This window comes from Ochrobactrum sp. 19YEA23 (genome assembly GCF_029909865.1).
Lineage (GTDB): Bacteria > Pseudomonadota > Alphaproteobacteria > Rhizobiales > Rhizobiaceae > Brucella > Brucella gambitense.
Genome location: NZ_JASAMQ010000001.1, coordinates 53,206 through 76,600, shown reverse-complemented (window position 1 = coordinate 76,600; position 23,395 = coordinate 53,206). Strand labels below are relative to the sequence as shown.

The following is a 23,395-nucleotide window of genomic DNA, read 5'->3' as shown; positions in this document are numbered from 1 at the left end:
TCAAGCAACCCGGTACCATGGACGACGCAATATGCAAACACCATCCTTGAAGATTGGCACACGCGGTAGCAAGCTGGCTCTGGCTCAGGCTTACGAGACGCGTCGCCGCCTGATGGAGGCGCATGGTCTGCCGGAAGAAGCCATTGAAATTCTGCCCATGTCCACGGCGGGCGACCGCATTCAGGACCGCCCGCTGTCGGAAGTCGGCGGCAAGGGGCTTTTCACAGAGGAAATCGAGCAGGCGCTGAAGGACGGGCGAATCGATATCGCCGTTCATTCGACCAAGGATATGCCGACTGTTCTGCCTGAGGGATTGCATCTTTCCGTCTTTCTCGAACGCGAAGACCCGCGCGATGCCTTCATCGGTCGCACTGCCAAGCGGTTCATGGATTTGCCGCAGGGCGCTGTCGTCGGTTCGTCGTCGCTGCGCCGTCAGGCGCTGATTAGGCGTTTGCGCCCAGACATTCAGGTGGTGATGTATCGCGGCAATGTCGATACCCGTTTGCGAAAACTTGAAGCAGGCGAGGTCGATGGAACCTTTCTGGCCTGTGCAGGTCTGAAGCGGCTGGGCCTTGACGCGGCGATTACCGAACTGGCCGATCCGCTGACCTTCCCGCCCGCACCGGGGCAGGGTGCCATCGGTATTGAAAGCCGTATCGGCGATGCGCGCATCGATGCGCTGCTGGCACCGTTGGCGCATCGCGACACGCAGGTAGCGCTTGCCTGCGAACGCGCGTTTCTCGGTGCGCTTGACGGCTCCTGCCGCACGCCGATTGCCGGTCTTGCCACTGTGGACGGCGACAAGGTGCATTTCCACGGCATGATCCTGACGCCCGATGGCACAAAGGCGCATGAAGTGACACTCGACGGCACAGCACAAGAAGCAGCGGTGCTTGGAACCGAGGCTGCAAGGCAGGTTCGTGAGGCGGCCGGTCCTCATTTCTTCACCGATTGGGATTGACCTTGACGGGGCCGGGCGCAGCCACAACAGGCAAGCGGGTTCTGGTGACGAGGCCGGAACCGGCAGCTCTGCTGACCGCCGCGAAGCTCACTGAGGCGGGGTTCGAGCCGGTGCTTCTGCCGCTCAGCCGCACGGTCTCAATGGCTTTTACTCTACCCGATACCCGTTTCGACGCATTGACGGTAACAAGCGCCAATGCGTTTCGCCATGCGGGCCATGCTTTGCCGCAACGCGATATGCCGCTCTTTGCCGTTGGCGAGGGTACCGCGCGCGCCGCGCGCGAGGCGGGCTTCACCGAGGTGGTGGACGGCGGCGGCGATGCGGTGCGGCTTGCTGAGACCATGCGCCGGACCTTGCCGCAAAGGGCGCGCGTTCTTTATCTTGCCGGGCGTGTGCGCCAGCCGATTTTCGAAGAGCGCGTATCTGCCGCCGGTCTCGATATGACTGTCTGCGATGTCTATGATATCGAAACCATCGACTATCCGCGTGATGAACTTCAGCACATATTGGGCACGAAACCGCTCGCGGCGGTGATGCTCTATTCCGGCGTGGCGGCGGAAAAGTTTGTCGAGGCGATGGGCAGAATTGCCCCGCCTTTTAACGAAAAGACCCGCTTTTTGTGCATATCTGCGCGTGTGGCCGCAAAACTGCCCGCCGCATGGCAGGCCGAGGCGCTGGTCGCAGAACAGCCGGATGAGAAAGGACTTTTCCGTCTGTTTTCCAAACTTTGACTCTTTTAGACGCAACCTTCCTGCGACAGAAGATTTTATCTGTTAGAGTCACATAGAGTCACCGGCAGGCAATCGACGATTACGAGAGGACCCATGGCGAAATCCGGCACCCCGCGACATTCCAAACCGGCCCGCAATCCTGTGACGATCAATCTCGATCCGTCTGATGTAAAGCGTGTCGATGAACAAACGGGAGCCAGGGCGACACCGCCCGCCGAACCGGTCGGCAACTTTGCTCAAGCATCAGCCGCCAAGCCCGCAGAGGCGAAAGCCGCCGAAACGAAATCTGAGCCAAAGCCACAGCCGAAACCGGCTGCAAGCACCTCAAATCCCGCCAGTCCACCTTTTACCGCGGGCGTCAAGCCGGAAGCGGAAAAGCCGCGCGCGACCTCCGGCTCATCGTACACTGTGCCGCCTGTCGGCAATGCCAATCAGGGTTCCAGCCCGAAATCCAGTTCGGGTGCGTCGCATCTTCTGGCGGGTATCGCCGGTGGTGTTATCGCGCTTGGCGGCATGTTTGCCTTGCAATGGGGTAATGTCATTCCGTCGCCCGGCGCGCGCGTGACTGCCGAGCAACTGGCGCAGATGGAGCAGCAGATCGCCGATTTGCGCACCAATCCAACGCCTGCGCCGCTCGATGCCGCAAGCCGCACGCAATTTGCCGATTTGCAGAAGAATGTTCAGGCCGCAGAGATCAAGGCGGAAGCAGTCGCGGGCACCCTTACGCAATTGCAGCAGCAGGTTGAAACACTGCCGCAGGCGACTGGAGGTGCCGCTGCAGGTGATATCGAAGCGCTGACCGGGCGTCTCGACGCACTGGAATCTAAGCTTTCGGCAGCCCAGAATCAGGCTGATCAGGCCGCTGCCGGTGTTTCGGGCAATAGCGGGACTATCTCATCGCTCGAATCGAAACTGACCTCTTTGCAGGCAAAGGTCGGCGAAGCCGCCCGCCAGCCGGATGCGACAGCGCTGATCGCAGCCAATGCGCTGAAGACGGCCATTGATCGTGGCGGTTCGTTCAAGGTCGAACTCGATACTTATGCTTCACTTGCGCCGCAGGATAGTTCGGTCGAGGGTCTCAAGGCCTTTGCCGATACGGGCGTGCCGACGGTTGCTGACCTCAATGCATGGTTCGGCCCGGTCGCCAATCGCATTGTCGCGACCGAAAACAAGTTGCCCGCCGATGCGGGTGTTTGGGATCAGCTGGTTGCCAGCGCCAAGGGGCTGGTAAGTGTTCGCCCTGTCGCGGGCAATGTGGAAGGCGAAGGCGTCGGTCCGGCGACTGCGCGCATGGAAGCAGCACTTCATGCAGGCGATCTGGAACGCGCCATCGGCGAATGGGAGAAGCTCCCTGCCGATGCCAAAGCCGTTTCGGGAGAGTTTGCGAACCAGATGAAAGTGCGCCGCGATGCCGATGCGCTGATCCAGCGTCTGGTCGCGGACAGCCTCAAGCCAAAGGCACCGACTGACGCGGGTGCTGCGGCGCCTGCGGGTAATTAAGGGGGGGCTGGCCGATGCTGCGTGTTTTATTCTATCTGCTGATCATTGTGGCCCTTGGTTTCGGCTTTGCCTGGCTGGCCGATCGTCCGGGTGAGCTGGATGTCGTTTTCGCGGGAAACCACTATAACGTGCCGCTGATTACGGCGGTCGCCGGTATCGTGGCTATCGTGGCGGCGATCCTGCTTCTGTGGTGGCTGGTGAAGAGCATTATCCAGTCGCCCTACACGCTGCGCCGCCATTTTCGCGCACGCAAGCGCGACCGTGGATATCAGTCGCTTTCGACTGGCCTGATTGCTGCCGGTGCGGGCGATGCTGAGGCTGCGCGCCGCATGACCAAGCAGGCTGGCAAGTTGCTGAATTCGGATCAGGAGCCGCTCATCAAGCTTCTGGAAGCGCAGACGGCGATGCTCGAAGGCCGCACGGACGATGCCCGCAAGGGGTTCGAAGCCATGCTGGAAGACCCGGAAACCAAGCTTCTGGGTCTGCGTGGGCTTTACATCGAGGCCCAGCGCGTCGGCGCGATTGAGGCGGCACGCCATTATGCTTCGGAAGCTGCCAAACAGGCACCACAACTGGAATGGGCGTCATCTGCAGTTATGGGCCAGTTCTGCGCTGATGGTGATTGGGACGGGGCGCTGAAGCTGGTCGAGGCCCGCAAGCAGGCGCTGGCGCACAGCAAGGACACCGTAAAGAGGGAACGCGCAGCGTTGCTGACGGCCAAGGCCATGGCAACGCTGAATGTGGACCATGCCCATGCACGAACCATGGCACTGGAGGCAAACAAGCTCGCGCCGGATCTGGTGCCTGCCGCCGTGGTGGCCGCACAGGCGCTGTTTAGCGATGGCGAAGTGCGCAAGGGTTCCAAGATTCTGGAAGCGGCATGGAAGCGTTTCCCGCATCCGGATATCGCTTCCGCTTATGTCTATGCCCGCGCTGGCGATACGGCGCAGGATCGTTTGAAACGCGCGCGGCATCTGGTGTCGCTGCGTTCCAACACGGCAGAAGGCAGCCTTGTGCTGGCGCGTGCGGCTTATGAAGCCGGAGATTTCAAGGCGGCACGCGACAGTGCCGATCAGGTGCTGAGAGCACGTCCGACGGAAAGCGTCTATCTGCTGTTGGCGGATATCGAGGAAGCCGAGACCGGAGATCAGGGCAAGGTTCGTCAGTGGCTTGCCCGCGCGGTCAAGGCGCCGCGTGATCCGGCATGGACTGCCGACGGCTATGTCTCGGAACGCTGGTCGCCGGTTTCGCCTGTTACCGGTAGGCTAAACAGTTTTGAGTGGAAAGTTCCGGTGGTCGAACTTGCCCCGATTGTTGAGGCGGAAGAGCCGGAGATAAAGGGGCCTGTCCCGGATGATAAAGCGGTCGTGCCGGTTGTCGTGACGCCACCTGTTCGCGAAGCGTCGGCAAAAGCCGCTCCGCAGATCGACGTGGTGGAGGCCGAAGTGGTCGTGCCCGATGCGGAACCGGTCAAAGCTTCCCCTCCCACGCCCGCTCAGAAACGCGATGAAATTCCGCAACCGCCTCTTGATGCATCGCCCCTCGATGATGCCGGCAACGAGGACAAGCGCGGTCATTTTGTGGTCGATGATCCGGGTGTGGATCAAAACAGCACACCACGCAAGGCGCAGGGTGGGCTGCGGCTCTTCTAAGCCGCTTCCGCTTGAACAAAGCGTTGCTTAAAAACAACGCTGGCGACGTCATCTGCTGCGAACCGTCTTTCATGACGGTTTGTCGCGTTGCCTGCCGTGTTTCCCCGGTTAGGTTCGCAGATATGAAGGGCGGCGTTTCCCCGTGAGGGAGCGTCTGCATTGATATGTCTGGCGAGGGTGAATGTTCGATCGTCTGTTGGAATTTTTGAAGGAACTGCCCGGCAACGGTTTTCGTGACCGCAAGGGCGATATTTCCAATGACGATCCCAAGCTTGCCGCAGCTGCTCTGCTGTTCCACATCATGGATGTCGATGGCGAGACGCGTGAGAGCGAGCGCAAGAAACTCGCAGCGATGCTGTCGCTGAAATATAACCTCAAAGGCGATGCGCTGAAGAAGCTGATCAAGGCCGCCGAAGAGGCCGACAGCGAAGCCATTGATTTTTCAAGCTTCACATCCGTTCTCAAGCGCCAGCTCGACTATAATGCGCGGCTCGATTTCGTGGGACTGATGTGGGAAATGGTCTATGCCGATGGTGATGTCAGCGAAGTGGAAGCGGACGTCACCTGGCGTATCGCAGAGCTTATTGGCATTCGCGAGGATGACCGCAATGCACTTCAGGCGCGCGTACAAATAGAAAAGGCGAGCCGTAGCTCGCCTTTCTGATCATCAGGTCCGCCCTTGCAGATGACGGGTCTTGCGCAATTGCGGGAACATCGCCGCCCAGATCACCGCGACCGCGATGGAGCCGACGCCGCCGATCACCACAGCCGGAACCGCGCCGAGCGCCGCCGCCATCAGGCCTGCTCGGAATTCGCCCAGTTCATTCGATGCGCCGACGAAAACCATATTCACGGCATTGACGCGTCCGCGAACATGATCCGGAGTCCAGAGCTGCATCAGCGTTTCACGAATGTAGACGCTGATCATATCGGCAGCACCGGCCAGCGCCAGTGCGACGACCGAAAGCCAGGTCAGCGTTGAAACGCCGAAAATGATGTTGAACAGGCCGAAAAATGCGACAAAGACAAACATCACACGGCCCGCATGGTCCCGGATCGGATGACCGGCCAGCCAGATCGCGGTGAGTACAGCGCCGATGCCGGGAGCCGAACGCAGAAGGCCAAGGCCCCACGGACCGAGATCGAGAATATCGCGCGCATAGATGGGCAACAGCGCGACTGTGCCGCCGAGCAATACTGCGAAAAGATCGAGCGAGATCGCGCCGAGAACGATCTTTTCCTTCCAGATATAACGGAAACCGGCGAGCATGCTCGACAGGGACCGCTGTTCCGCCAGCGTGTGCTGTCTCGGTTTCGGAATAGAGAAGGTTAGAAGTGATGCGGCGATGAGGAAGATCGTGGCAACACAATAAGCGGCAACCGGTGAGATGCCATAGAGCAAGCCGCCTGCGACCGGGCCGACGATGGTTGCGACCTGCCAGGCAGACGAATTCCACGACACCGCATTGGCGAAATCCTCGGTCGGAACAAGGTTCACCACCAGCGATGCCGAGGACGGTCCGAGGAAAGCGCGGGCAATGCCGAAGAGAAGCAGGCAGGCAAACACTGTCGCAGGCTCGAACAGGCCCGTAAGCGTCAGTGAGAGCAACAGACCTGTGACGACCGCTTCCAGCACCAGCGACAGCCCCATGATCAGGCGTCTGCCAAAACGGTCAGCCGCGGCGCCGGTCACGAGAACAAGCAGCAAAGCAGGCAGAAACTGCATCAGCCCGACCATGCCCAGATTGAAGGCGTCGCGGGTCTGGTCATAAATCTGCCAGCCGACAGAAACGCTGACGATCTGCACCGCGAAGGCGCTCAGAAAGCGCGCACCCCAGTATTTTTTGAAAGATGAGTGGCGGAATGCTGCGTAACGATCCGCAGGAGAGGCATCAGTTGAGGGGGACATTGCTCAAGACATCGAGAGGAAAGATGCTCGTTACTTACAGCATCCTTCCCATGATCGGAATCACTTTTTGGTGGTAAATGTTTCGCCCCTGTTTCCAGTGGTCTGATTCCAACATTTGCATCCTTCGATTCAAGCGCTGAGCAAATGTTGGAATTAAAATGACCACTAGCAAGTATAAGTATCTAGTGGATTTTTCGAATTTGACGTTTGAAACAGCATTTATGTCAGTCGGGATTCAAACGTCAAATTCAATCCACTAGGGACGAAAAGTCTCCAATAAAAAAAGGCCGACTGACGCCGGCCTAGTCGATCCGGGAGGGCGGATCAATCTCTGCCAAGCAGGCCTTTCCAGATGATCGCGCCGAGGGCAGCGCCGACCAGAGGTGCAACCCAGAACAGCCAGAGCTGGCTGAGCGCCGCCGTTTCAGCGAAGAGCGCAACGCCGGTGGAGCGAGCCGGGTTCACCGATGTATTGGTCACCGGGATCGAGATCAGGTGGATGAGGGTCAGGCCAAGACCAATGGCGATCGGCGCAAAACCTGCTGGAGCAATCGACGACGTCGAACCCAGAATGATGATGATGAAGAACGCCGTCAGGACGACTTCGATCAGCAGGGCCGATGTCAGGCTATAGCCGCCGGGCGACAATTCGCCATAACCGTTGGAAGCAAAGCCGCCAGCCGTGAAACCGCTTTTCCCCGAAGCGATCAGATAGAGCACAGCCGCCGCAACGATGGCGCCCAGAACCTGTGCGATCCAGTAAGGGATGAGATCCTTTGCCGGAAGTCTGCCGCCAATCACGAGGCCGAGTGATACAGCCGGATTGAAATGGCCGCCGGAAATGCCGCCCACAGCAAAAGCCATGGTCAGGACGGTGAGACCGAAAGCAAAGGCGACGCCAAGGAAGCCGATGCCAAGTTCAGGAAAAGCTGCAGCGAGCACCGCGCTGCCGCAGCCGCCGAAAACCAGCCAGAAAGTTCCGAAAAACTCAGCCGATAGTTTATTCAACATGGAAATCCCCAAGGTTGGTGTAGTGAAACTGGCCGAAAGCGAATCAGATAACAAAAACTATATCCCTGTCATATTCTTCCGGCAATATTGTTGAAAGCAAAGATTGATTGTTATGCTTTGCTTGTTAGAACTGTTTTAACAGTAAAGGCGCAAATTTATCCCAATTATATTATGTTGTTTACAAATTATTCCCATAAGATGTTGAATTTATTGAAATAATTCATTTGCCCATTTAATTGGAGTAAAGCGCAGTTTTGTAGTGCAGTGTCGTGTTTTCGTATTGATTGGATCACTATCGCTCGTCTCGTCGACGCCTCATTTGCAATGGAGCCATGGCCATGGTCTTCTGTCCCGGGGTCATTGCGAAGGGCGCAGCATGCGCGTTATAAGCGAAGAGTAGGCACGGGGCAGGCCCGCAACCGAAGAACAGCCACTTTCAAAGGCTGTCGCAGAGCATGACAGGGAGTTTGCGGTTTGAACACGCATCCGAAGACCAGAGGATCGAAAGCCCTATTGGGTGGCGCTGTGGCAGTGTCGCTGATTTCCGTTCTGTCGGGCTGCACCGCAACCGCATGGACGGAAAAGGTCAAGATCGACACCACGCCTATGCCGACGGAATGCGCTGGATGGCAGAAGATCGATCTTAAGCAACGCACGACGATGGTTTTGCTGCGTCAGGATCCGAAGCTTGTCGTCGATATCGATTCCCACAATCTCAAGGGACGCAATCTCGGCTGCTGGCAGTAAGGTCGCGGTTTCGGAATACTGGGGGCCTGTGCCCGAAAATCAGGCCGGGCTCGCCATCCGTATATCGACTTTCTCAATCGTTCCGCGCAGGGCAGGCAGCATCGTTTCGAAACGGATGTTGCTGCCGGGCCCGATGCTGGTACGCACGGGTTCCAACAGGCGTTCGCGCTTTTGCCCGTCACTATAAGTGATGCTGACGATCAGCGCTGGTGGCAGCCGGGTCTCATGACCTTCGTTTCTGATGCTGGCGCCGACATTCAGCACATTGCCTTCGGCGCGCTCAGCAATATTGGTGGTGATGTCCGTCACTTTCAGCGCAGAAACCAGCGGCAATGACGGCGACGCGGTGGCTGCGATATCCGATGGCCTGCTGGTCATGATCGTATATCCGCCCGCCATCCAGAAAGCGGTGGTTGCGCAGAAAGCCACCAGAACCCAGTAGGCGGGTCCGGGGCTGCTGGCGGTCTCAGTAGCAATCACTGGTTGATCCGGTTTGCGGAAAAGGCTGAAACCCGGCAACGCGCGCGGCGTTATGGGCGTTTGTCGCTCCGGCAGCACGGTTTCGAATTCAGCGTCCTCGACTTCAGCGGCAGACGACAGACGCCAGCCAGCAGGCTTTGCTGCATGCGGCTGCCCGCACGCACTGCCTCTGGCTGATGATTGCTTCGCCATCATGAAGTCATCTTCCTCTGCGTTTTCTCGGTCATTCCAGCTGCCTAGGCTGCCGCAAAATGGTTAATGCTTCGCTCGCGAAATTTTTAACGGCCGAAACGGGTCGGATTTAACGCAAGATTAACCATAGAGGGTAAAGGTCAAACCGATATTGATGCGTGTGCGAAAGCTTCGCGCGCGCGAAGAACCAAAGAGAAGCTGACCGGTGATACGTTTCGAGAATGTCGGCCTGAGATATGGAATGGGACCTGAAATCCTGAAGGATGTCAGTTTCCACATACCGCCGCGTTCATTCCAGTTTTTGACGGGCCCTTCGGGCGCTGGCAAGACGTCGCTCATGCGTCTTCTTTTCATGGCGCTGAAGCCGACACGCGGGCTGATCAACGTGTTCGGTAAGGATGTGGCGCGTCTCGATCACAAGGAAGTGCCCCTGCTGCGCCGCCGGATCGGCATCGTGTTTCAGGATTTCCGCCTGCTCGACCATATGACCACTTACGAGAATGTGGCGCTTCCGTTGCGGGTGCGCGGCAAGGAAGAAGCCACCTACCGGCATGAGGTGGAAGAACTGCTGCATTGGGTTGGCCTCGGCGACCGGATGGGCGTTTTGCCGCCGGTTCTATCTGGCGGTGAGAAGCAGCGTGCCGCCATTGCGCGTGCGCTTATCGATCAGCCGGAATTGCTGCTGGCTGATGAGCCGACCGGCAATGTTGATCCGCCGCTTGCCAAGCGCTTGCTGCGCCTTTTTACAGAGCTTAACCGCTCAGGCACCGCTGTCATCATCGCCACGCATGATCTTTCCCTGATGGATCAGGTTAATGCGCGGCGCATGATCCTCGAACACGGGCGGCTCGATATCTATGAGTAACACCCGGAGTGGCCGTCCAAGCGGCTGGCAGAAAATTCAGGATGATCTGAAGGTTCGTTTCGAAGACCTGAAGGATATGGTTCTGGTCCGCGTCGGCAAGCGTCGGCAGCGCAAAGGACCAAGCCCGATTGTGCCCGATGGAAGTGTTACCGGCACCGCTCTGGTGACCGTTATCGCAATCATGACGTTTCTCGCCTGCCTGACCATGGGCGGCGTGTCGCTGGTTCGCGCATCGGCTGCCGCCTGGCAGAGCCAGATCGCGCGGGAGGCGACCATCCAGATCCGCCCGGTTGAAGGGCAGGATATTGAAAAGGCCTTGCAGCAGGCGAGCGATATCGCGCGCGGCTTTGCAGGCGTCAAAGCGACGAACATTATCGACAAGGACGCCACTGCGCGCCTGCTGGAGCCATGGCTGGGCACTGGCCTCAATATCGATGAACTGCCCGTGCCGCGCCTTGTCGTGGTCACCATCGATGAAAGTGCGCCGCCCGATTTCGGCACCATGCGCACGGAACTGACCCGCGCTATTCCGGCAGCAAGTTTCGACGATCACCGGACCTGGGTGGATCGGCTGGTTTCGATGGCGCATACGACGGTTCTGGTCGGTACGGCGGTTCTGTCGCTGGTGATTGCGGCAACCGTTCTCACCGTCATTTTCGCCACACGCGGGGCGATGTCTGGCAACAGCCATATTATCGAGGTTCTGCATTTCATCGGTGCGGAATCGAAATTCGTGGCGCGCGAATTCGAATGGCATTTCTTCCGCACGGCGCTGAAGGGCGCCTTGTTCGGCGGCGCCGCAGCCATGCTGGTCTTCCTGATCTTTTCCTGGTGGGCTTCGCGCCATATGGCGACGCCCGAAGGCGATCAGGCTGCGGCCATGTTCGGCAGTTTCGCCATCGGTCGCAGCGGCTATCTCGGTGCCGCAGCCATCATCATTCTGGTCAGTGTCCTGACCATGCTGACCAGCCGCCTGACGGTTATCCGGCAACTCGCAACCATGGATGGTCCGGGAGTACGCTCCGAATGACAATCTTTTGGCCAAATACGCACCGTCGCACGCGAATTCCTGGTAGCTTTCCGAGTTATCGCCGCAATGCTGCGTATGATAGCCAAAGGAACGACGGACGAATCGCGCGCGCATTGGGCGGCGGATACCGGGCGAGTAACGATGCGGCGGCAGAGAAACGAACAGCGGATGAGAAGCATGCGGGCGCCGTGGTCTGGCGGCGCAGTCCCCCTGTTGTTGCCCCTTCATCCTTGCTGCTTGCGCCAGCCAGATTCCTGTGGTCTGTCATGATGCGTATGCTCAGACGTTTCCAACCCATCTCCATCGTGCTTTTTACGCTGCTTCTGGCTTTTCTCGTCGGCTTTGTCGCCTTTGGCGAAAAGGTGACAAGCATGACGCCGCCTGTGATCGATGAACCTGCCGATGGCATCGTGGTTCTGACCGGCGGGCAGTCCCGCATTCAGGCGGCGGTTGATCTGTTGCAGGAAAAGCGCGGCAAGCGGTTGCTGATCAGCGGTGTGCACCCTTCCACGAATGAAAAATCCATCCAGCGTGCGACGCATGCCGATCCGGGTCTGTTCGATTGCTGTGTGGATCTCGACCGTTCGGCGCGCAACACCGTCGGCAATGCCGAGGAAAGCGAGCACTGGATTCGCAACAACGATTATCGCCGCGTGATCGTCGTCACGAACAATTATCATATGCCGCGCAGCATTCTGGAAATGTCCTATCGGATGAAGGACGTGGAATTCGTGCCCTATCCGGTGGTTAACGGCGATGGTCGCGAGCAAAGCTGGGTGGCCGAGGGCGACACATTGCGCGTGCTCTTCGTGGAATATGTCAAATATCTGGGCGCGGTCGTCCGCGTTGGCGCGTCGGAGGTCTTCGGCTTCGATATTCTTGACGGTGTGGCCGGTCAGAAGATCAATCGGTAACAATCTGGAAAATCCCGATGCCCAGTCACCGTTTTCTGTATGGAAAATGGGGCAGTTCCTGATATACGAGTGCCCGAGATTTCGGAAAACGAAGGCCTGACAGTTTTTCGGGATTATGGTCTGACTGTTTGTTTTGAGCGCATCACGTCCGAAAGCCGGTTCACGCTTTTCGGGATGTGCTCTAGCCGGGATACTCGCCGACACGATGCTTCTATACCTGCGCTCAATCCTCTTCAATGCCGCGTTTTACATCTGCACACTGGTGCAGATGATCCTTTATACGCCGTTCTATTTCCTGTTGCCGCGCAAGAAGGCTTGGATCGTGCCGAAGCTCTGGGCACGGGTCAATCTGTGGCTCCAGAAGGTCATTGTCGGTACGGATTACGTCATCGAAGGGCTCGAGAATATTCCGGAGGGGGCTTATATCTGCGCGCCCAAGCACCAGTCGGCCTGGGATACCTATGCCTTTCTGCCTTATCTGGACGATCCGGTTCTGATCCTGAAGCGCGAATTGATGCGCATTCCGCTGTTTGGCTGGTACATCGCCAAAATGGAGATGATCCCGGTGGATCGCGGATCGCGCGTCAAGGCGCTGCATTCGATCACCAAGGGCGCGGAGAAGGCCATCGCCGAAGGACGTCAGATCCTCATTTATCCCGAAGGCACGCGCCGGTCGCCGGGTGCGCCGCCGCAATATAAATACGGCATCGTGCATCTTTACGATGCGCTCGATCTGCCGGTCTTGCCAATTGCGCATAATGCCGGGCTCTACTGGCCTCGCCGCAAGTTCCTGCGTTTTCCGGGCACCGTTCGCTGCCGTGTTCTGCCCCCCATTCCGCCGGGGCTTGAAAAGGAAGAGTTTCTGCGCCGCCTGATCGAAACAACGGAGACGGCCTGCGACGAGCTTCTGGTTGCGGCAAGCCGCGACCCCAACCCACCCCCGATGCCACCGACAGCTGTTGAACGCTTGAAGGAGCTGGGCGTTTCCCCTCGCGGTTAAACGTCCGAGGCCTTCATGTTCAACTTAAGTTAAACGACAATTAGTCGCGTTTTGTTGGAGTTTCGTTTTTCTTGCACGGAAACATGAAACCCGTTATCAGAGCGCGACACGAAAGGACCCATCATGAATATTGATGCCATTTCCATCGGAACCAATCCTCCCGAAGACGTCAACGTCATCATCGAAGTTCCGGTCGGCGGCCAGCCGATCAAGTACGAGATGGACAAGAAGTCCGGGGCTCTGATCGTTGACCGTTTTCTCTACACGCCGATGACCTATCCGGGCAATTACGGTTTCGTACCGCATACGCTCTCGGAAGACGGCGATCCGATTGACGTTCTCGTCTGCAACACCCGTCCGCTGGTGCCAGGTTCTGTGATCAATGTCCGCCCGATCGGCGTTCTGGTCATGGAAGACAATTCCGGTAAGGACGAAAAGATCATCGCCGTTCCGTCGCCGCACCTGACGCGCCGTTACGAGAAGATCCATGATTACACGGATATGCCGGAAATCACGCTGAAGCAGATTGCGCATTTCTTCGAGCACTACAAGGATCTGGAACCCGGCAAGTGGGTCAAGATCGGCGATTGGGGCGATGAAGACTATGCTCGCAAGTTCATCGTCGAAGCGATCGAACGCGCCAAGGGCAAATAATCCGGGCGAGCAATCGCCGGTTTGCATTATGGTTTAAAACAAAAGCGCCCAATGATCCTTCGGGGATCATTGGGCGCTTTTGTTTTTAAGCTTTGGTTTGCCGATCAGAGGAAGAGCGGCAGCAGCGTCGTCCACATGAACTGGCGGATGAAGAAGATGATCAGGAGCAGGATGATCGGCGAAATGTCGATCCCGCCGAGATTAGGCAAGAGATTGCGGATCGGGCGCAGAACCGGCTCGGTCACCTTGTAGAGAAACTCTCCGACAGAGGCCACGAAGCGATTGCTGGAATTGACGACATTGAACGCATAGAGCCACGAATAGATGGCGCTGGCGATGATGATCCACGTGTAGATGTCGAGCGCCAGATCAATGGTGCGGAACAATGCAATCATGAGTGTCTGTCTCCTTGACGATTGGCCGAGATGTAGCGATTGCTGCGATTAAGGACAAGTGCCCGATAGAGTGTCGGCTCAACTTTCGTCATCGAAATGCCGTGCGAAAGCGCCCTTCAATCCCGTTACGGTCCTATTTATTCACAGATCGCCGTGTAGTCAGTATAGCTGTGATGATATGCGAACAAAAAATTAGATCATACTAACATTCTGTGCAGTGTTGCTATGCTCTGTAATAAATGCCAAGTGAACTTAACAGCGCTAGCTCGTGTATGGCTGAACGGATAAAACGGCAATGAATATTTCAGAAAATGGTCGCGATCCCTATAAGGACCGCAAAAGCATCGAGTTTTCTTTCCGCGCCAAACGGTTTGCCCATATTCAGAAGTTGATCGAAGCCGCGCTTGCCGAAAAGCCGGAAGGCGAGAAGGTAGAGATACTTGATCTCGGCGGATCGGAAAAATATTGGCTGATCGGCGAGGCCTTTATCGAGGCCAATCGCGACCGTTTGCATTTCACGCTGATCAATCCTGAAGAGCAGGAAGAGAAAGACACGGAAACGTTCACGTTTCTGGTCGGCGACGCGACCGATCCGGCGCTGTTTGCCGGGCGGACGTTCGATGTCGTTCATTCCAACTCGGTCATTGAACATGTCGGCGACTGGGCGGCCATCACACGGTTTGCTGAGAACACCCGCAGGCTGGGCAAGCGCTATTACATGCAGACGCCGAATTACTGGTTTCCTTACGAGCCGCATTTCCGCTTTATCGGATTTCAGTGGCTGCCGGTGCCCGTGCGCATCTGGCTGATGACCAAGATGCGGCTCGGCTTTTTCGAGCGGCTGAAGAGCGCCGACGAGGCCCGCTTTCATGTGGAATCGATCCGCCTTCTGACCACAGGCCAGGTGCGAAGGCTCTTCCCGGATGCGCGGATCGAGTTTGAAAATATTGCCGGACTGGCGAAATCCATTCTCGCGATCAGGGGATGATCAGTATCCTTTGACGCGTCCTGTCAGTCGAAATCACGCGGTTGGTGTGATTTCGAGGCAATCAGACTGCCGACATGCTCCAGCGCATGATCGCGCACGCGCATGTCGCGCAGATGCTTCAGCGTATTGGCTACATAGTCGATATTTGCGCCGGACTCGCCATGTGCGGAGGCGACAATCGCCGCCGCATCCTCGGCTCTGAGCGCGCCTGCATATTGCACATGGCGGCGGTCGGCAACATAGACCAGCCCCTGAACATCGCGTCCGTCGTGAAGGCGCAACCGCAGTTTCTTTTCGTGATAGACATTGTTCGATAATTCACGTTCGCGCAGATAGACCATGACCTCGTCGGTCATCTCGCCCGGAACGCGAAAGGCCATGCCAAGGCAAGAGCCGCCCGCATCGAGGCCAAGCACCAGTCCGGGATGGTCGGGTGAGCCGCGATGAAAATGCGAATAGATGCACAGGCTGCGACGATAGCCGTGCAGACGGGCGCGAACGGTTTCCACATGCGCGAAACCGGGACGCCACATCAGCGAGCCGTAGCCGAAAACCCAAAAATCACTCATCGCTTCTCATCAATATTCTTTGTCATGATGGTATAATATTTGCCGTCTCGTGATCGATTTCCATGGGTAATTGATGGATATCCCTCGTTTTTTCTGAAGCTCCACTTCACAAGACTCAATCCTGCCATAATATGGCCACCAGTGAGGTTGAGCAAAACAGTGTATCGAAAGATGCGTCGCTGGCGGCTTTGCCGCTTCTCAGGCTCAACTCTCTGACCGACATAAGGTTTTTCGATGATGCATCCCGGGACGGAAGCTGGAACAGGACAACGGAAGTCCAGAAAGCGACCGATTGCGCTTGGAATTTTCCTGATCGTTCTCGTCGCAGGCTATACAGCCGGGTGGTTCTATGTGGCCGACCGCCTGGAAACCCGCGCGACGGCGGACATGGCCAAGCTTTCGGCCCAGGGCATCGGCGTGCGCTGCGAGGATCTGCGCACCAGCGGCTATCCACTCCGCGTCAATGTCGTCTGCGACAGCATTTCCTGGCAGAAGCCGAGCGCCGGAATGGCATTCCGCGCTGGACGTTTCACCTCCGGCTCACCTGTCTATGCGCCGCGATCGCTCAGCAACGATCTGACCGGACCTGCCTTCATCGAATTCCCCGGCCTGCAACCGCTTGAAGTCAACTGGAGCAAGTTTAACTCCAACACGCGCCTTGCCCGCCCGTTCCCGACCGAGATTGCGCTTGAAGCCCGCGACGTCGTGGTTGGCCGCCGCACAGAAACCACAACGACAGAACCGCTGAGCAGTCTGGAACAGATGGATTTCAGCATGAGCGCCGTCGATGGCGCGCTGAAACTGGCAGGCCGTTTTGCAGGGCTGAAGCTCGCAGCACCCGTGATTGGCAATGCCAAGAGCCCCGAGATCGATGGCGTTGCCGATATCGAGATCGCTGATGCCGCCACGCTTTTGGCGTCGGGCTCTTCCGATTTCAGTCAGCGCCTGCGCGGCCATAGCGGCACGATCCATCAGGCATTTCTCTCCATGCCCAATGGGGCCATGGTATCGCTGACCGGCCCGTTCTCCGTCGATGATGACGGGCTGATCAATGCAGACGTGAAGCTGACGCTGGTCAATGCCCAGTCGCTGGCACAGGCAGGCCAGACGGTTTTCCCGGAACAGGGCGGCAATATCGCCACTATCCTGTTTGCGCTTTCAGCCATGCCGAAAGACGAAAACGGCAATCCCACGCTGGAAATTGCCGTTCGCAAGGGCAGGGCTAATGCCGGGTTCATCCCGCTTGGGCGGTTGCCGGCGCTGTAGGGAATAGGGGAGTAAGGGAGTAGGGCAGTATGTTGGAGCGCATCCCGAAAAGTGTGAAACGGTTTTCGGATAAGACGCGCGTTAAAAAATGGCTGCCCTATCTGTTGCTTTACTTCTTTTCGTTTGTGCGCGTTGCAGCCTGACGGCCAAAGTCCGGCGCATCCACTTCCTGACCCGCATCGATAATGCCGCGGCGTACCGCACGGGTGCGGGTGAAGAGGTCGAACAATGCCTCTCCATCGCCCCAGCGGATCGAGCGCTGCAAGGAGGCAAGATCTTCCGAGAACCGCCCCAGCATTTCAAGGATGGCGTCCTTGTTGTGCAGGCAGACGTCACGCCACATGGTCGGGTCGGATGCCGCCAGACGCGTGAAATCGCGGAAACCGGATGCGGAATATTTGATCACTTCCGATTTCGTCACCTGTTCCAGATCGCTGGCCGTGCCGACGATGTTGTAGGCAATGATATGCGGCAGATGCGAGACGATGGCCAGCACCAGATCGTGGTGCTGCGGGTCCATGTGATCGAGCCGTGAACCGCAGGCCGTCCAGAAGGCGGTGAGCTTTTCCAGAGCCGCTTCATCCGTGTCTGGAAGAGGCGTGAGGATGCACCAGCGATTATTGAACAGCTCGGCAAAGCCTGCATCCGGGCCGGAATATTCCGTTCCTGCCAGCGGGTGGCCCGGAATGAAATGCACATTGGCGGGCAGTTCCGGCTGCATCTGCGCGATGACGGAAGCCTTGGTGGAGCCAACATCGGTGACGATGGCGCCCGGCTTCAGGCTTGCGGCAATCTGCTTTGCGACGGTGCCGGAAGAGCCGACTGGCACCGAGACGATAACCAGATCTGCATCCTTGACCGCTTCGGCGCTGTCGGTCGTGTAGCTGTCGCCGAGGTTCAGTTCCTCGGCGCGCTTCAGGGTCTCGGCGCTGCGGGTTGCGATTGCGATGTGGTTTGCAAGGCCTTCGCGACGGATGACGCGCGCGAGCGACGAACCGATGAGGCCGATACCGATCAGCGCGATTTTATCAAAATGGATCGTGGACATTGATCTTACTTTAAAAACTCAGTGAGTGCGGCGACTACGCCGCGATTGGCTTCTTCCGGTCCGACAGTCATGCGCAGCGCGTTGGGGAAACCGTATCCGCCAACGCGGCGCAGAATATAACCGCGCTTGGAAAGCCACTCATCTGCCTTGTCCGCCGAGTGCGCGGCGTCTTCAGGGAAATGGATCAGAAGAAAGTTCGTTACCGAAGGCGTGACCCGCAGGCCGAGCTTGGTGAACTCATCCGTCAGCCAGTTCAGCCAGGTGTCATTATAGGCAACCGACTTTTCGACATGGTTGCGATCGCGAATGGCCGCAGCGCCCGCTGCAATGGCGGGCGCATTCATGTTGAACGGACCACGAATGCGATTGACCGCGTCGATCACATGGGCAGGCGCATACATCCAACCGATCCGCAGGCCCGGAAGGCCGTGGATCTTTGAGAAGGTGCGAGTCATCACGACATTTTCGTTCGACGAAACGAGTTCTAGGCCAGCCTCGTAATCGTTGCGGCGCACATATTCGGCATAGGCTGCATCGAGGATGAAGAGGACATGCTTCGGCAAGCCCGCATGCAGACGGCGCACTTCCTCGAATGGCAGATAGGTGCCGGTCGGGTTGGCCGGGTTGGCAATGAAGATTACCTTGGTGCGCGGTGTGATGCCAGCAAGAATGGCATCCACGTCGATGCGCTCATTGCTTTCCTTCACCGTCACCGGCGTTGCACCGGCTGCCAGCGTCTGGATCTTGTAAACGGCAAAGCCATGCTCGGTGATGATGGCTTCATCGCCGGGCGCAAGATAGGTCTGGCAGAGAAGGCCAAGCAGTTCGTCAGAGCCGTTGCCGCATAGGATATTGCCAATGTTCAACCCCTGCGTTTCGGCAATGGCCTCCCGCAGCGCGAGCGCCTGTCCGTCGGGATAAAGCTCCAGCTTTTCGCCCGCGTATCGATAGGCCTCCACCGCATGGGGGCTGGGACCGATCGGTGTCTCGTTGGAGGAGAGCTTATAGACCTTGGCAACGCCTTCCACATGTTCCTTGCCAGGCACGTAGGCTGCGATGTTGAGCAGGCCGGCCTTGGGCTGGGGACGGGAAAGGTTTTGCTGATCGGTCATGATTTTGGCTCCGCCAAAAGAACAGTGTTGCTTAACGGGACGCTCAAGGGATTTTGAGCCCCGATGCGACATAAACCGCCATGGGCGTGAAGTCGAGAAAAACCTTGTTTTCAGGGGAAAAGCGTCAGGTTTCCGCTTCTTTCTGCTTTGTTTTGCGCAGGCCCCCGACGGGAGTTCCAAGCACCGGCACGAAAACACGCCGCGACGAGCGCTGTGCAACCGGCAGGCCCTGATAGAGGCGCTTCTGTGCCTCCACGACCAGAACGCCGGAGAAAAGCGGCCACAGCCGCCGCCCCATGCCTTCGAGCGCCAGACAGGGGCGCATCATCCAGCGGCGCGTGGCGGGTGGAAAATGCAGGGCGTCGCTGACGGTGTTGACCGTGAAATTGGCCTCGCGCAGCAAGGTGGAAAGCTGATCGCGGCTATAAGGCCGACCGCTGCCGAAAGGCGTATGTTCGAAGCGGGCCCAGACGCCGCGGCGGTTTGGCACGACGATCACCAGCCGCCCATTGGGAGCCAGCACGCGCCACATTTCCTTCAGCGTTTCGGGCGCGCTTTCGGCATATTCCAGTGCATGGACCATCAAGATGCGGTCGATGGAGGAATCCGGCAGCGGCAGTTCTTCATCGAAGACCAGCGCGGTGCTGGATTTGTCAACCGAAGGCCAGGCAATGGCGCCTTGTCCGGCTGGCATGAAGGCAAAAGTGCGCTCGGTATCGGCGCTGAACCGGTCGAGATAGGGGAGGCAGTAGCCCATTCCCACGAGGCGCTCACCCGGCACGCGTTCCCAAAGACCGGCAATCGCCATGCGTATGGCGCGCTCGGCCAAATGACCGAGTGTCGTGTCGTAAAAGGAGCGCAGTTCGATAATGTCCGGATGCATGCGGGCACGCTATATCAAATCCTGTCATCGGGGAATGGATATAAGCCTGAGCCTGTTGACAGGCGGGGTGCATTTTTCTCAAACCATGCTATAGAGCGTGCCTTCTGCATGAGAGCGCCTCCCGAAAAGTCTGAAACGACTTCGGGAGCCAGAAGCACAGCAAACGATCAGGAGAGAACCGACAATGCCAGAAGTCGGCGGCAAAACGATAGAAGTTCTGTTCAGCCCGGAAGATATTGCCGGTCGCAATCTTGAGCTGGCGAAGGCTATTGCCGGACGCAAGTTTCACAATCTGCTGACGATTTCCATTCTCAAGGGCTCGTTCATTTTCGCAGCTGATCTCATCCGCGCCATGCATGATGCAGGCGTGGAACCGGATGTCGAATTCATCACCGTTTCCAGCTATGGCAAGGGCACGACCAGCACCGAAGTTCGCCTTCTGCGCGATATCGACAGCGAAGTTCGTGACCGCGACGTGTTGTTGATCGATGATATTCTGGAATCAGGCAAGACGCTCAAATTCGTCCGCGAACTGATGCTGGAACGCGGCGCGCGCAGCGTCAGCATCGCCGTCCTGCTCGACAAGAGCGTGCGTCGCAAGGTTGATCTGGAAGCTGATTTCGTCGCGTTCGAATGCCCGGATTATTTTGTCGTCGGCTATGGCATGGACGTGGCCCATTCGTTCCGGCAGCTGCCTTACGTCGGACACGTCAAGGACTGAGCGGCAAATCCGTGATACCGGGCTGCAAAGAGCGCTTTTCTCTGCGCCGGTGCTCACGTTCCTTTATGTACGCTCCGCTTCAGTTCTAATCGAACTGTAACAGGCGCTGCAGATATTCCTTTTCCATCTGCGGCGTCAGCGCATTGCCGAGCTTGCGGCGAATTTCATCCAGAATCTCACGCGCGCGCTGAATATCGATTTCACCGGGAATTTTGGTGCCGCTGCCGTCATCGGCTCCCATTCCCTGCTGGCGTCCGAGCGGGTCGCGGCCACGAGAGCCATTCGCGCCCTGACCCTGCTGGCCGTCCTGTCCCATCGCCTGCTGCATCTTCTGCATCATGTCGCGCCCGGCACGGCGCAGGGCGTCGAGAGCGCTGCCCTGATTGTCATTGGCTTCCGAACCTTCATTGCGTCCGAGCGCTTCAGCGGCATTGCCCATGGATTTTCCGGCATCGCCGAAATCCTTGCCGGGTTCAATCCCCATGCCTTTCAGGTCTTCTGTGAGCTTCTGCAACTCCTGCTGCAATTGCTGCTGTTGCTGTTGCAGCTTGCGCATGGCCTCAGCCGTCTTTTCATCCGTCTGGCCGCCCTGCTGCGAGCCGCCACCCTTGGAGCCGTCATCGCCGGGGAACAGGCCTTCCATGTCCTCGCCTTCGCCCTCTTCACCGGCACCCGGATTGCTGTCGAACTGGCGTTGTTGTTGCTGGTCGAGATTGAATGTCTCGTTCATCATCTGCTGCTGGCGGCGCATCAGATCACCAAGCTTGTTCATCTGCTGCTGCATCTGGCCTTGCTGGCCCTGCTGTCCCTGACCTTGCTGGCCGGGTTGCGCCTGCCCCATCTGCAGATTGTTCATCAGGTCCTGCAATTGCGAGAGAAGCTGTTCGGCCTGATCGCGGGAACCCTGACGGGCCAGATTTTCGATCTGGTCCATCATGCGCTGTAGATCTTTTTCCGTCAGCATCCGCGCATTGGGATCGGGCGCTGACTGGCGTGCATTCGGGTTCTGCTGCTGGCGCTGGGCGAATTCGCGCAGGAAGTCCTGCATCGCCTTGCGCAGATCGGCAGTGAGTTTCTCGATCTCTTCCTGAGAGGCGCCGTTTTGCAGCGCGTTTTTGAGCGCTTCCTGCGCCTGACGCAGACGCTTTTCGGCTGCCGAAAGATTGCCGTCCTCAATACCCAGTGCCACCTGCCACATGTAATCGGCGGTGCCCCGCAGCGAATCATCGCTGCGGGCCAGGCGAAGCTTTGTGCGGATGGTTACGAGGCCGAGATAATGCGCGGCGTTCTTGATCGTTTCTTCCGGGCGCAGCATCAGCGCCGAGAGCATGTCCAGCACGTGATCACGCTGATTGGCGTCAAGCGCCAGAATACGCCGCTGTTCGGCAACAGCGCGCGCGAGCGGGTTGCTGAACGGGCGTTCGGGAAGCGTTATCACCTTGGTTTCGCTGCGGCCAACCTGACCCGCCGCATCGGTGACGACGAGGGTCAGTGCCACTTTCTGGCCAGCCCACGGATGTTCGGTCAGGTCCTTCGAGGTGGTGGCTTCTTTCACGCCACGGCGTGGCAGTGCGAGCGGCAGTTCGGGTGCTTCGTAAAGCGGGGCGGCCTCCTCGTCTTCATCGATTTCCAGCGGCACGATTTCGGCAAAAGCCTTGGCCGGCGCATAGTCGTCATCGATTTCATAGGTGAGTTGCAGCGTGCCGTTCAGCGCACGACCCGGTTCCTTGGTAAAGCGGATTGTCGGCGGCGTGTCCGGCGTCACCGCGAATTTCCAGCGCGCGTCGGTGCCGGAAAGGGTCAGGGTTTCGTCTTCGCGCAAATCGTAACGGAAGTTGCGGCTGCCATCGACAGCGCTTTCCTCCGGCATCTGTACCGGCCTCAACCCTTGGGCTTGCGTCTGCGCTTCCTTCGGCGCAACGGGCTGGACTTCCCGCTGTTCGCCTTCTGCATTGGTTGCGGTCAGGCGTTCCGAACTGCCGCCGATGACGCGGACCGAAAGCACACTGCCTTCCGGGACCGTGATCGCCTCGGCATTGCGCGCGTTTTCGGCGCTGACCGTCAGGAAAACCGGCGCGCGGCCCGTATAGCGCGGTGGCGTCACCCAGGCATCGACACGGGCAACCGCGCCGCCTTCACCCGGACGAATGTGAAACGCATCGGCAATACGCCCGCTGCCGGAGCTGGACGTATAGGCGAGCGCGGTGACGAATAGCAGCGCTACGGCGGCGCGCAGACCATATGGATCGCGTTCAGGAAGGCGCGGTCGCGGCAGGCCGGATTGCAGGTTCTTCAGCCGTTCGGCCATGCGGCGCTGGTGTTCGAGCCACAGAGCCTGTGAGAAAGGATCGTGGGTGCCGGTGGCCATGTGGCCGGACTGCACGGCCAGCGGTTCGTGCACGAGGCCATTCACCGCCTCGATCCGCGCCGTGACATCGTCTTCGGTCGGTCGACGGAAGCGGGAAGGGAGATAGAGCGCAACCAGCCCCGTCAGCGCGAAAATCGTCAGCACGGCGATATGCAGCCAGCGCGGCATCATGCCAAACAGGCCAAACCAGCTGATGCTTGCGAAAAGCGCTGCCAGCAGAATCAGCGGCAGGACCAGCGGCCACAGACGCTCAAACCCGACTGTCAGGAAGGTGCGCAGACGCAGACGCCGCAACAGCGCGCCGTCGCCTGAAAACAGGCGCAAAAAGGCATCCCGCATCAATTGCGGTTTATCCTTCTTGTCGTGGCCTTGATCCGTCATCCGGGCTTTCTGCTCTGT

Annotated in this window: 23 protein-coding genes; 14 read left to right on the top strand and 9 right to left on the bottom strand. The window is 58.3% G+C overall.

The window, feature by feature from the left end; all coding sequences use genetic code 11:
* The first annotated feature begins 31 nt into the window (after positions 1–31).
* From hemC to QBD01_RS00350, 5 genes are all read left to right on the top strand, one after another.
* Complete coding sequence (gene hemC / locus QBD01_RS00370; protein ID WP_280991175.1) at positions 32–961, top strand: hydroxymethylbilane synthase; 930 nt, start codon at positions 32–34, stop codon at positions 959–961.
* Positions 962–963: 2 nt separating this feature from the next.
* Positions 964–1,692, top strand: a complete 729-nt coding sequence (locus tag QBD01_RS00365; RefSeq protein ID WP_280991174.1) for a uroporphyrinogen-III synthase — start codon at positions 964–966, stop codon at positions 1,690–1,692.
* 93 nt (positions 1,693–1,785) lie between these two features.
* Positions 1,786–3,192, top strand: a complete 1,407-nt coding sequence (locus QBD01_RS00360) for a mitofilin family membrane protein (RefSeq protein WP_280991173.1) — start codon at positions 1,786–1,788, stop codon at positions 3,190–3,192.
* A gap of 14 nt (positions 3,193–3,206) precedes the next feature.
* Positions 3,207–4,844 (top strand): heme biosynthesis protein HemY, encoded by a 1,638-nt coding sequence (locus QBD01_RS00355; RefSeq protein ID WP_280991172.1) that lies wholly within the window; start codon positions 3,207–3,209, stop codon positions 4,842–4,844.
* A gap of 181 nt (positions 4,845–5,025) precedes the next feature.
* Positions 5,026–5,508, top strand: coding sequence for a TerB family tellurite resistance protein (locus QBD01_RS00350; RefSeq protein ID WP_280991171.1), 483 nt, complete (start codon positions 5,026–5,028; stop codon positions 5,506–5,508).
* A 3-nt stretch (positions 5,509–5,511) separates the two neighbouring features.
* Here QBD01_RS00350 and QBD01_RS00345 read toward each other — a convergent pair whose 3' ends face one another.
* Together QBD01_RS00345 and aqpZ are read right to left on the bottom strand one after the other, a co-directional pair.
* Positions 5,512–6,753 carry an MFS transporter gene (locus QBD01_RS00345; RefSeq protein WP_280991170.1) on the bottom strand — a complete coding sequence of 414 codons (1,242 nt, stop codon included), beginning with the start codon at positions 6,751–6,753 and terminating at the stop codon, positions 5,512–5,514.
* Positions 6,754–7,077: 324 nt separating this feature from the next.
* The gene (aqpZ, locus tag QBD01_RS00340) at positions 7,078–7,764 is read right to left on the bottom strand and encodes an aquaporin Z (RefSeq protein ID WP_182518860.1); all 687 of its coding nucleotides are present in this window, start codon (positions 7,762–7,764) and stop codon (positions 7,078–7,080) included.
* Positions 7,765–8,277: 513 nt separating this feature from the next.
* On the opposite strand from aqpZ, the gene QBD01_RS00335 reads away from it, so the two are divergent.
* Positions 8,278–8,511 carry a hypothetical protein gene (locus QBD01_RS00335; RefSeq protein ID WP_377514024.1) on the top strand — a complete coding sequence of 78 codons (234 nt, stop codon included), beginning with the start codon at positions 8,278–8,280 and terminating at the stop codon, positions 8,509–8,511.
* A gap of 39 nt (positions 8,512–8,550) precedes the next feature.
* Here QBD01_RS00335 and QBD01_RS00330 read toward each other — a convergent pair whose 3' ends face one another.
* Positions 8,551–9,186: a hypothetical protein gene (locus QBD01_RS00330; protein ID WP_280991169.1), complete on the bottom strand. Its 636-nt coding sequence runs from the start codon at positions 9,184–9,186 to the stop codon at positions 8,551–8,553.
* 238 nt (positions 9,187–9,424) lie between these two features.
* On the opposite strand from QBD01_RS00330, the gene ftsE reads away from it, so the two are divergent.
* From ftsE to ppa, 5 genes are all read left to right on the top strand, one after another.
* Positions 9,425–10,048 (top strand): cell division ATP-binding protein FtsE, encoded by a 624-nt coding sequence (gene ftsE / locus QBD01_RS00325; protein WP_280991168.1) that lies wholly within the window; start codon positions 9,425–9,427, stop codon positions 10,046–10,048.
* Positions 10,041–11,078, top strand: coding sequence for an ABC transporter permease (locus QBD01_RS00320; protein WP_182518856.1), 1,038 nt, complete (start codon positions 10,041–10,043; stop codon positions 11,076–11,078). Before ftsE ends, QBD01_RS00320 begins: the two co-directional genes overlap by 8 nt.
* Positions 11,075–11,992, top strand: a complete 918-nt coding sequence (locus QBD01_RS00315; RefSeq protein WP_280991167.1) for a YdcF family protein — start codon at positions 11,075–11,077, stop codon at positions 11,990–11,992. The genes QBD01_RS00320 and QBD01_RS00315 overlap by 4 nt, the downstream gene beginning before the upstream one ends.
* 205 nt (positions 11,993–12,197) lie before the next feature.
* Positions 12,198–12,992, top strand: a complete 795-nt coding sequence (locus tag QBD01_RS00310) for a 1-acyl-sn-glycerol-3-phosphate acyltransferase (protein ID WP_280991166.1) — start codon at positions 12,198–12,200, stop codon at positions 12,990–12,992.
* A 123-nt stretch (positions 12,993–13,115) separates the two neighbouring features.
* On the top strand, positions 13,116–13,646 hold the full coding sequence (ppa, locus tag QBD01_RS00305; protein ID WP_078337519.1) for an inorganic diphosphatase: 531 nt from the start codon (positions 13,116–13,118) through the stop codon (positions 13,644–13,646).
* 104 nt (positions 13,647–13,750) lie between these two features.
* Here the strand turns inward: ppa and QBD01_RS00300 are convergent, their stop codons facing one another.
* On the bottom strand, positions 13,751–14,041 hold the full coding sequence (locus tag QBD01_RS00300) for a YggT family protein (RefSeq protein WP_078337518.1): 291 nt from the start codon (positions 14,039–14,041) through the stop codon (positions 13,751–13,753).
* A 295-nt stretch (positions 14,042–14,336) separates the two neighbouring features.
* Between QBD01_RS00300 and QBD01_RS00295 the strand changes: the two genes are divergently transcribed.
* Complete coding sequence (locus QBD01_RS00295) at positions 14,337–15,029, top strand: methyltransferase domain-containing protein (protein ID WP_280991165.1); 693 nt, start codon at positions 14,337–14,339, stop codon at positions 15,027–15,029.
* 23 nt (positions 15,030–15,052) lie between these two features.
* On the opposite strand, the gene QBD01_RS00290 is transcribed toward QBD01_RS00295, so the two are convergent.
* Positions 15,053–15,598 carry a gamma-glutamylcyclotransferase gene (locus tag QBD01_RS00290; protein ID WP_280991164.1) on the bottom strand — a complete coding sequence of 182 codons (546 nt, stop codon included), beginning with the start codon at positions 15,596–15,598 and terminating at the stop codon, positions 15,053–15,055.
* A 237-nt stretch (positions 15,599–15,835) separates the two neighbouring features.
* Here QBD01_RS00290 and QBD01_RS00285 point away from each other — a divergent pair, with 237 nt between their 5' ends.
* Complete coding sequence (locus tag QBD01_RS00285; RefSeq protein ID WP_280992070.1) at positions 15,836–16,864, top strand: DUF2125 domain-containing protein; 1,029 nt, start codon at positions 15,836–15,838, stop codon at positions 16,862–16,864.
* A 109-nt stretch (positions 16,865–16,973) separates the two neighbouring features.
* Here the strand turns inward: QBD01_RS00285 and QBD01_RS00280 are convergent, their stop codons facing one another.
* From QBD01_RS00280 to QBD01_RS00270, 3 genes are all read right to left on the bottom strand, one after another.
* The gene (locus QBD01_RS00280; RefSeq protein WP_151590484.1) at positions 16,974–17,912 is read right to left on the bottom strand and encodes a prephenate/arogenate dehydrogenase family protein; all 939 of its coding nucleotides are present in this window, start codon (positions 17,910–17,912) and stop codon (positions 16,974–16,976) included.
* 5 nt (positions 17,913–17,917) lie between these two features.
* Positions 17,918–19,024: a histidinol-phosphate transaminase gene (gene hisC, locus QBD01_RS00275; RefSeq protein ID WP_280991163.1), complete on the bottom strand. Its 1,107-nt coding sequence runs from the start codon at positions 19,022–19,024 to the stop codon at positions 17,918–17,920.
* A gap of 124 nt (positions 19,025–19,148) precedes the next feature.
* Entirely contained in the window at positions 19,149–19,907 is a 759-nt protein-coding gene (locus QBD01_RS00270; protein WP_182518848.1) for a class I SAM-dependent methyltransferase, read from the bottom strand.
* 184 nt (positions 19,908–20,091) lie between these two features.
* Between QBD01_RS00270 and hpt the strand changes: the two genes are divergently transcribed.
* Entirely contained in the window at positions 20,092–20,628 is a 537-nt protein-coding gene (gene hpt / locus QBD01_RS00265) for a hypoxanthine phosphoribosyltransferase (protein WP_280991162.1), read from the top strand.
* A gap of 85 nt (positions 20,629–20,713) precedes the next feature.
* On the opposite strand, the gene QBD01_RS00260 is transcribed toward hpt, so the two are convergent.
* On the bottom strand, positions 20,714–23,377 hold the full coding sequence (locus QBD01_RS00260; protein ID WP_280991161.1) for a TIGR02302 family protein: 2,664 nt from the start codon (positions 23,375–23,377) through the stop codon (positions 20,714–20,716).
* Between the last annotated feature and the right edge of the window lie 18 nt (positions 23,378–23,395).

Excerpts from the sequence above, each read along its gene's own strand:
- QBD01_RS00290 (WP_280991164.1), bottom strand. The coding sequence starts at position 15,598 with ATGAGTGATTTTTGGGTTTTCGGCTACGGCTCGCTGATGTGGCGTCCC.
- QBD01_RS00295 (WP_280991165.1), top strand. The coding sequence starts at position 14,337 with ATGAATATTTCAGAAAATGGTCGCGATCCCTATAAGGACCGCAAAAGC.
- hemC (WP_280991175.1), top strand. The coding sequence starts at position 32 with ATGCAAACACCATCCTTGAAGATTGGCACACGCGGTAGCAAGCTGGCT.
- ftsE (WP_280991168.1), top strand. The coding sequence starts at position 9,425 with ATGGGACCTGAAATCCTGAAGGATGTCAGTTTCCACATACCGCCGCGT.
- aqpZ (WP_182518860.1), bottom strand. The coding sequence starts at position 7,764 with ATGTTGAATAAACTATCGGCTGAGTTTTTCGGAACTTTCTGGCTGGTT.
- QBD01_RS00320 (WP_182518856.1), top strand. The coding sequence starts at position 10,041 with ATGAGTAACACCCGGAGTGGCCGTCCAAGCGGCTGGCAGAAAATTCAG.
- QBD01_RS00360 (WP_280991173.1), top strand. The coding sequence starts at position 1,786 with ATGGCGAAATCCGGCACCCCGCGACATTCCAAACCGGCCCGCAATCCT.
- QBD01_RS00270 (WP_182518848.1), bottom strand. The coding sequence starts at position 19,907 with ATGCATCCGGACATTATCGAACTGCGCTCCTTTTACGACACGACACTC.
- QBD01_RS00330 (WP_280991169.1), bottom strand. The coding sequence starts at position 9,186 with ATGATGGCGAAGCAATCATCAGCCAGAGGCAGTGCGTGCGGGCAGCCG.
- QBD01_RS00285 (WP_280992070.1), top strand. The coding sequence starts at position 15,836 with ATGCATCCCGGGACGGAAGCTGGAACAGGACAACGGAAGTCCAGAAAG.
- QBD01_RS00355 (WP_280991172.1), top strand. The coding sequence starts at position 3,207 with ATGCTGCGTGTTTTATTCTATCTGCTGATCATTGTGGCCCTTGGTTTC.
- ppa (WP_078337519.1), top strand. The coding sequence starts at position 13,116 with ATGAATATTGATGCCATTTCCATCGGAACCAATCCTCCCGAAGACGTC.
- QBD01_RS00260 (WP_280991161.1), bottom strand. The coding sequence starts at position 23,377 with ATGACGGATCAAGGCCACGACAAGAAGGATAAACCGCAATTGATGCGG.
- QBD01_RS00280 (WP_151590484.1), bottom strand. The coding sequence starts at position 17,912 with ATGTCCACGATCCATTTTGATAAAATCGCGCTGATCGGTATCGGCCTC.
- QBD01_RS00310 (WP_280991166.1), top strand. The coding sequence starts at position 12,198 with ATGCTTCTATACCTGCGCTCAATCCTCTTCAATGCCGCGTTTTACATC.
- QBD01_RS00350 (WP_280991171.1), top strand. The coding sequence starts at position 5,026 with ATGTTCGATCGTCTGTTGGAATTTTTGAAGGAACTGCCCGGCAACGGT.
- hpt (WP_280991162.1), top strand. The coding sequence starts at position 20,092 with ATGCCAGAAGTCGGCGGCAAAACGATAGAAGTTCTGTTCAGCCCGGAA.
- QBD01_RS00345 (WP_280991170.1), bottom strand. The coding sequence starts at position 6,753 with ATGTCCCCCTCAACTGATGCCTCTCCTGCGGATCGTTACGCAGCATTC.
- QBD01_RS00315 (WP_280991167.1), top strand. The coding sequence starts at position 11,075 with ATGACAATCTTTTGGCCAAATACGCACCGTCGCACGCGAATTCCTGGT.
- hisC (WP_280991163.1), bottom strand. The coding sequence starts at position 19,024 with ATGACCGATCAGCAAAACCTTTCCCGTCCCCAGCCCAAGGCCGGCCTG.
- QBD01_RS00300 (WP_078337518.1), bottom strand. The coding sequence starts at position 14,041 with ATGATTGCATTGTTCCGCACCATTGATCTGGCGCTCGACATCTACACG.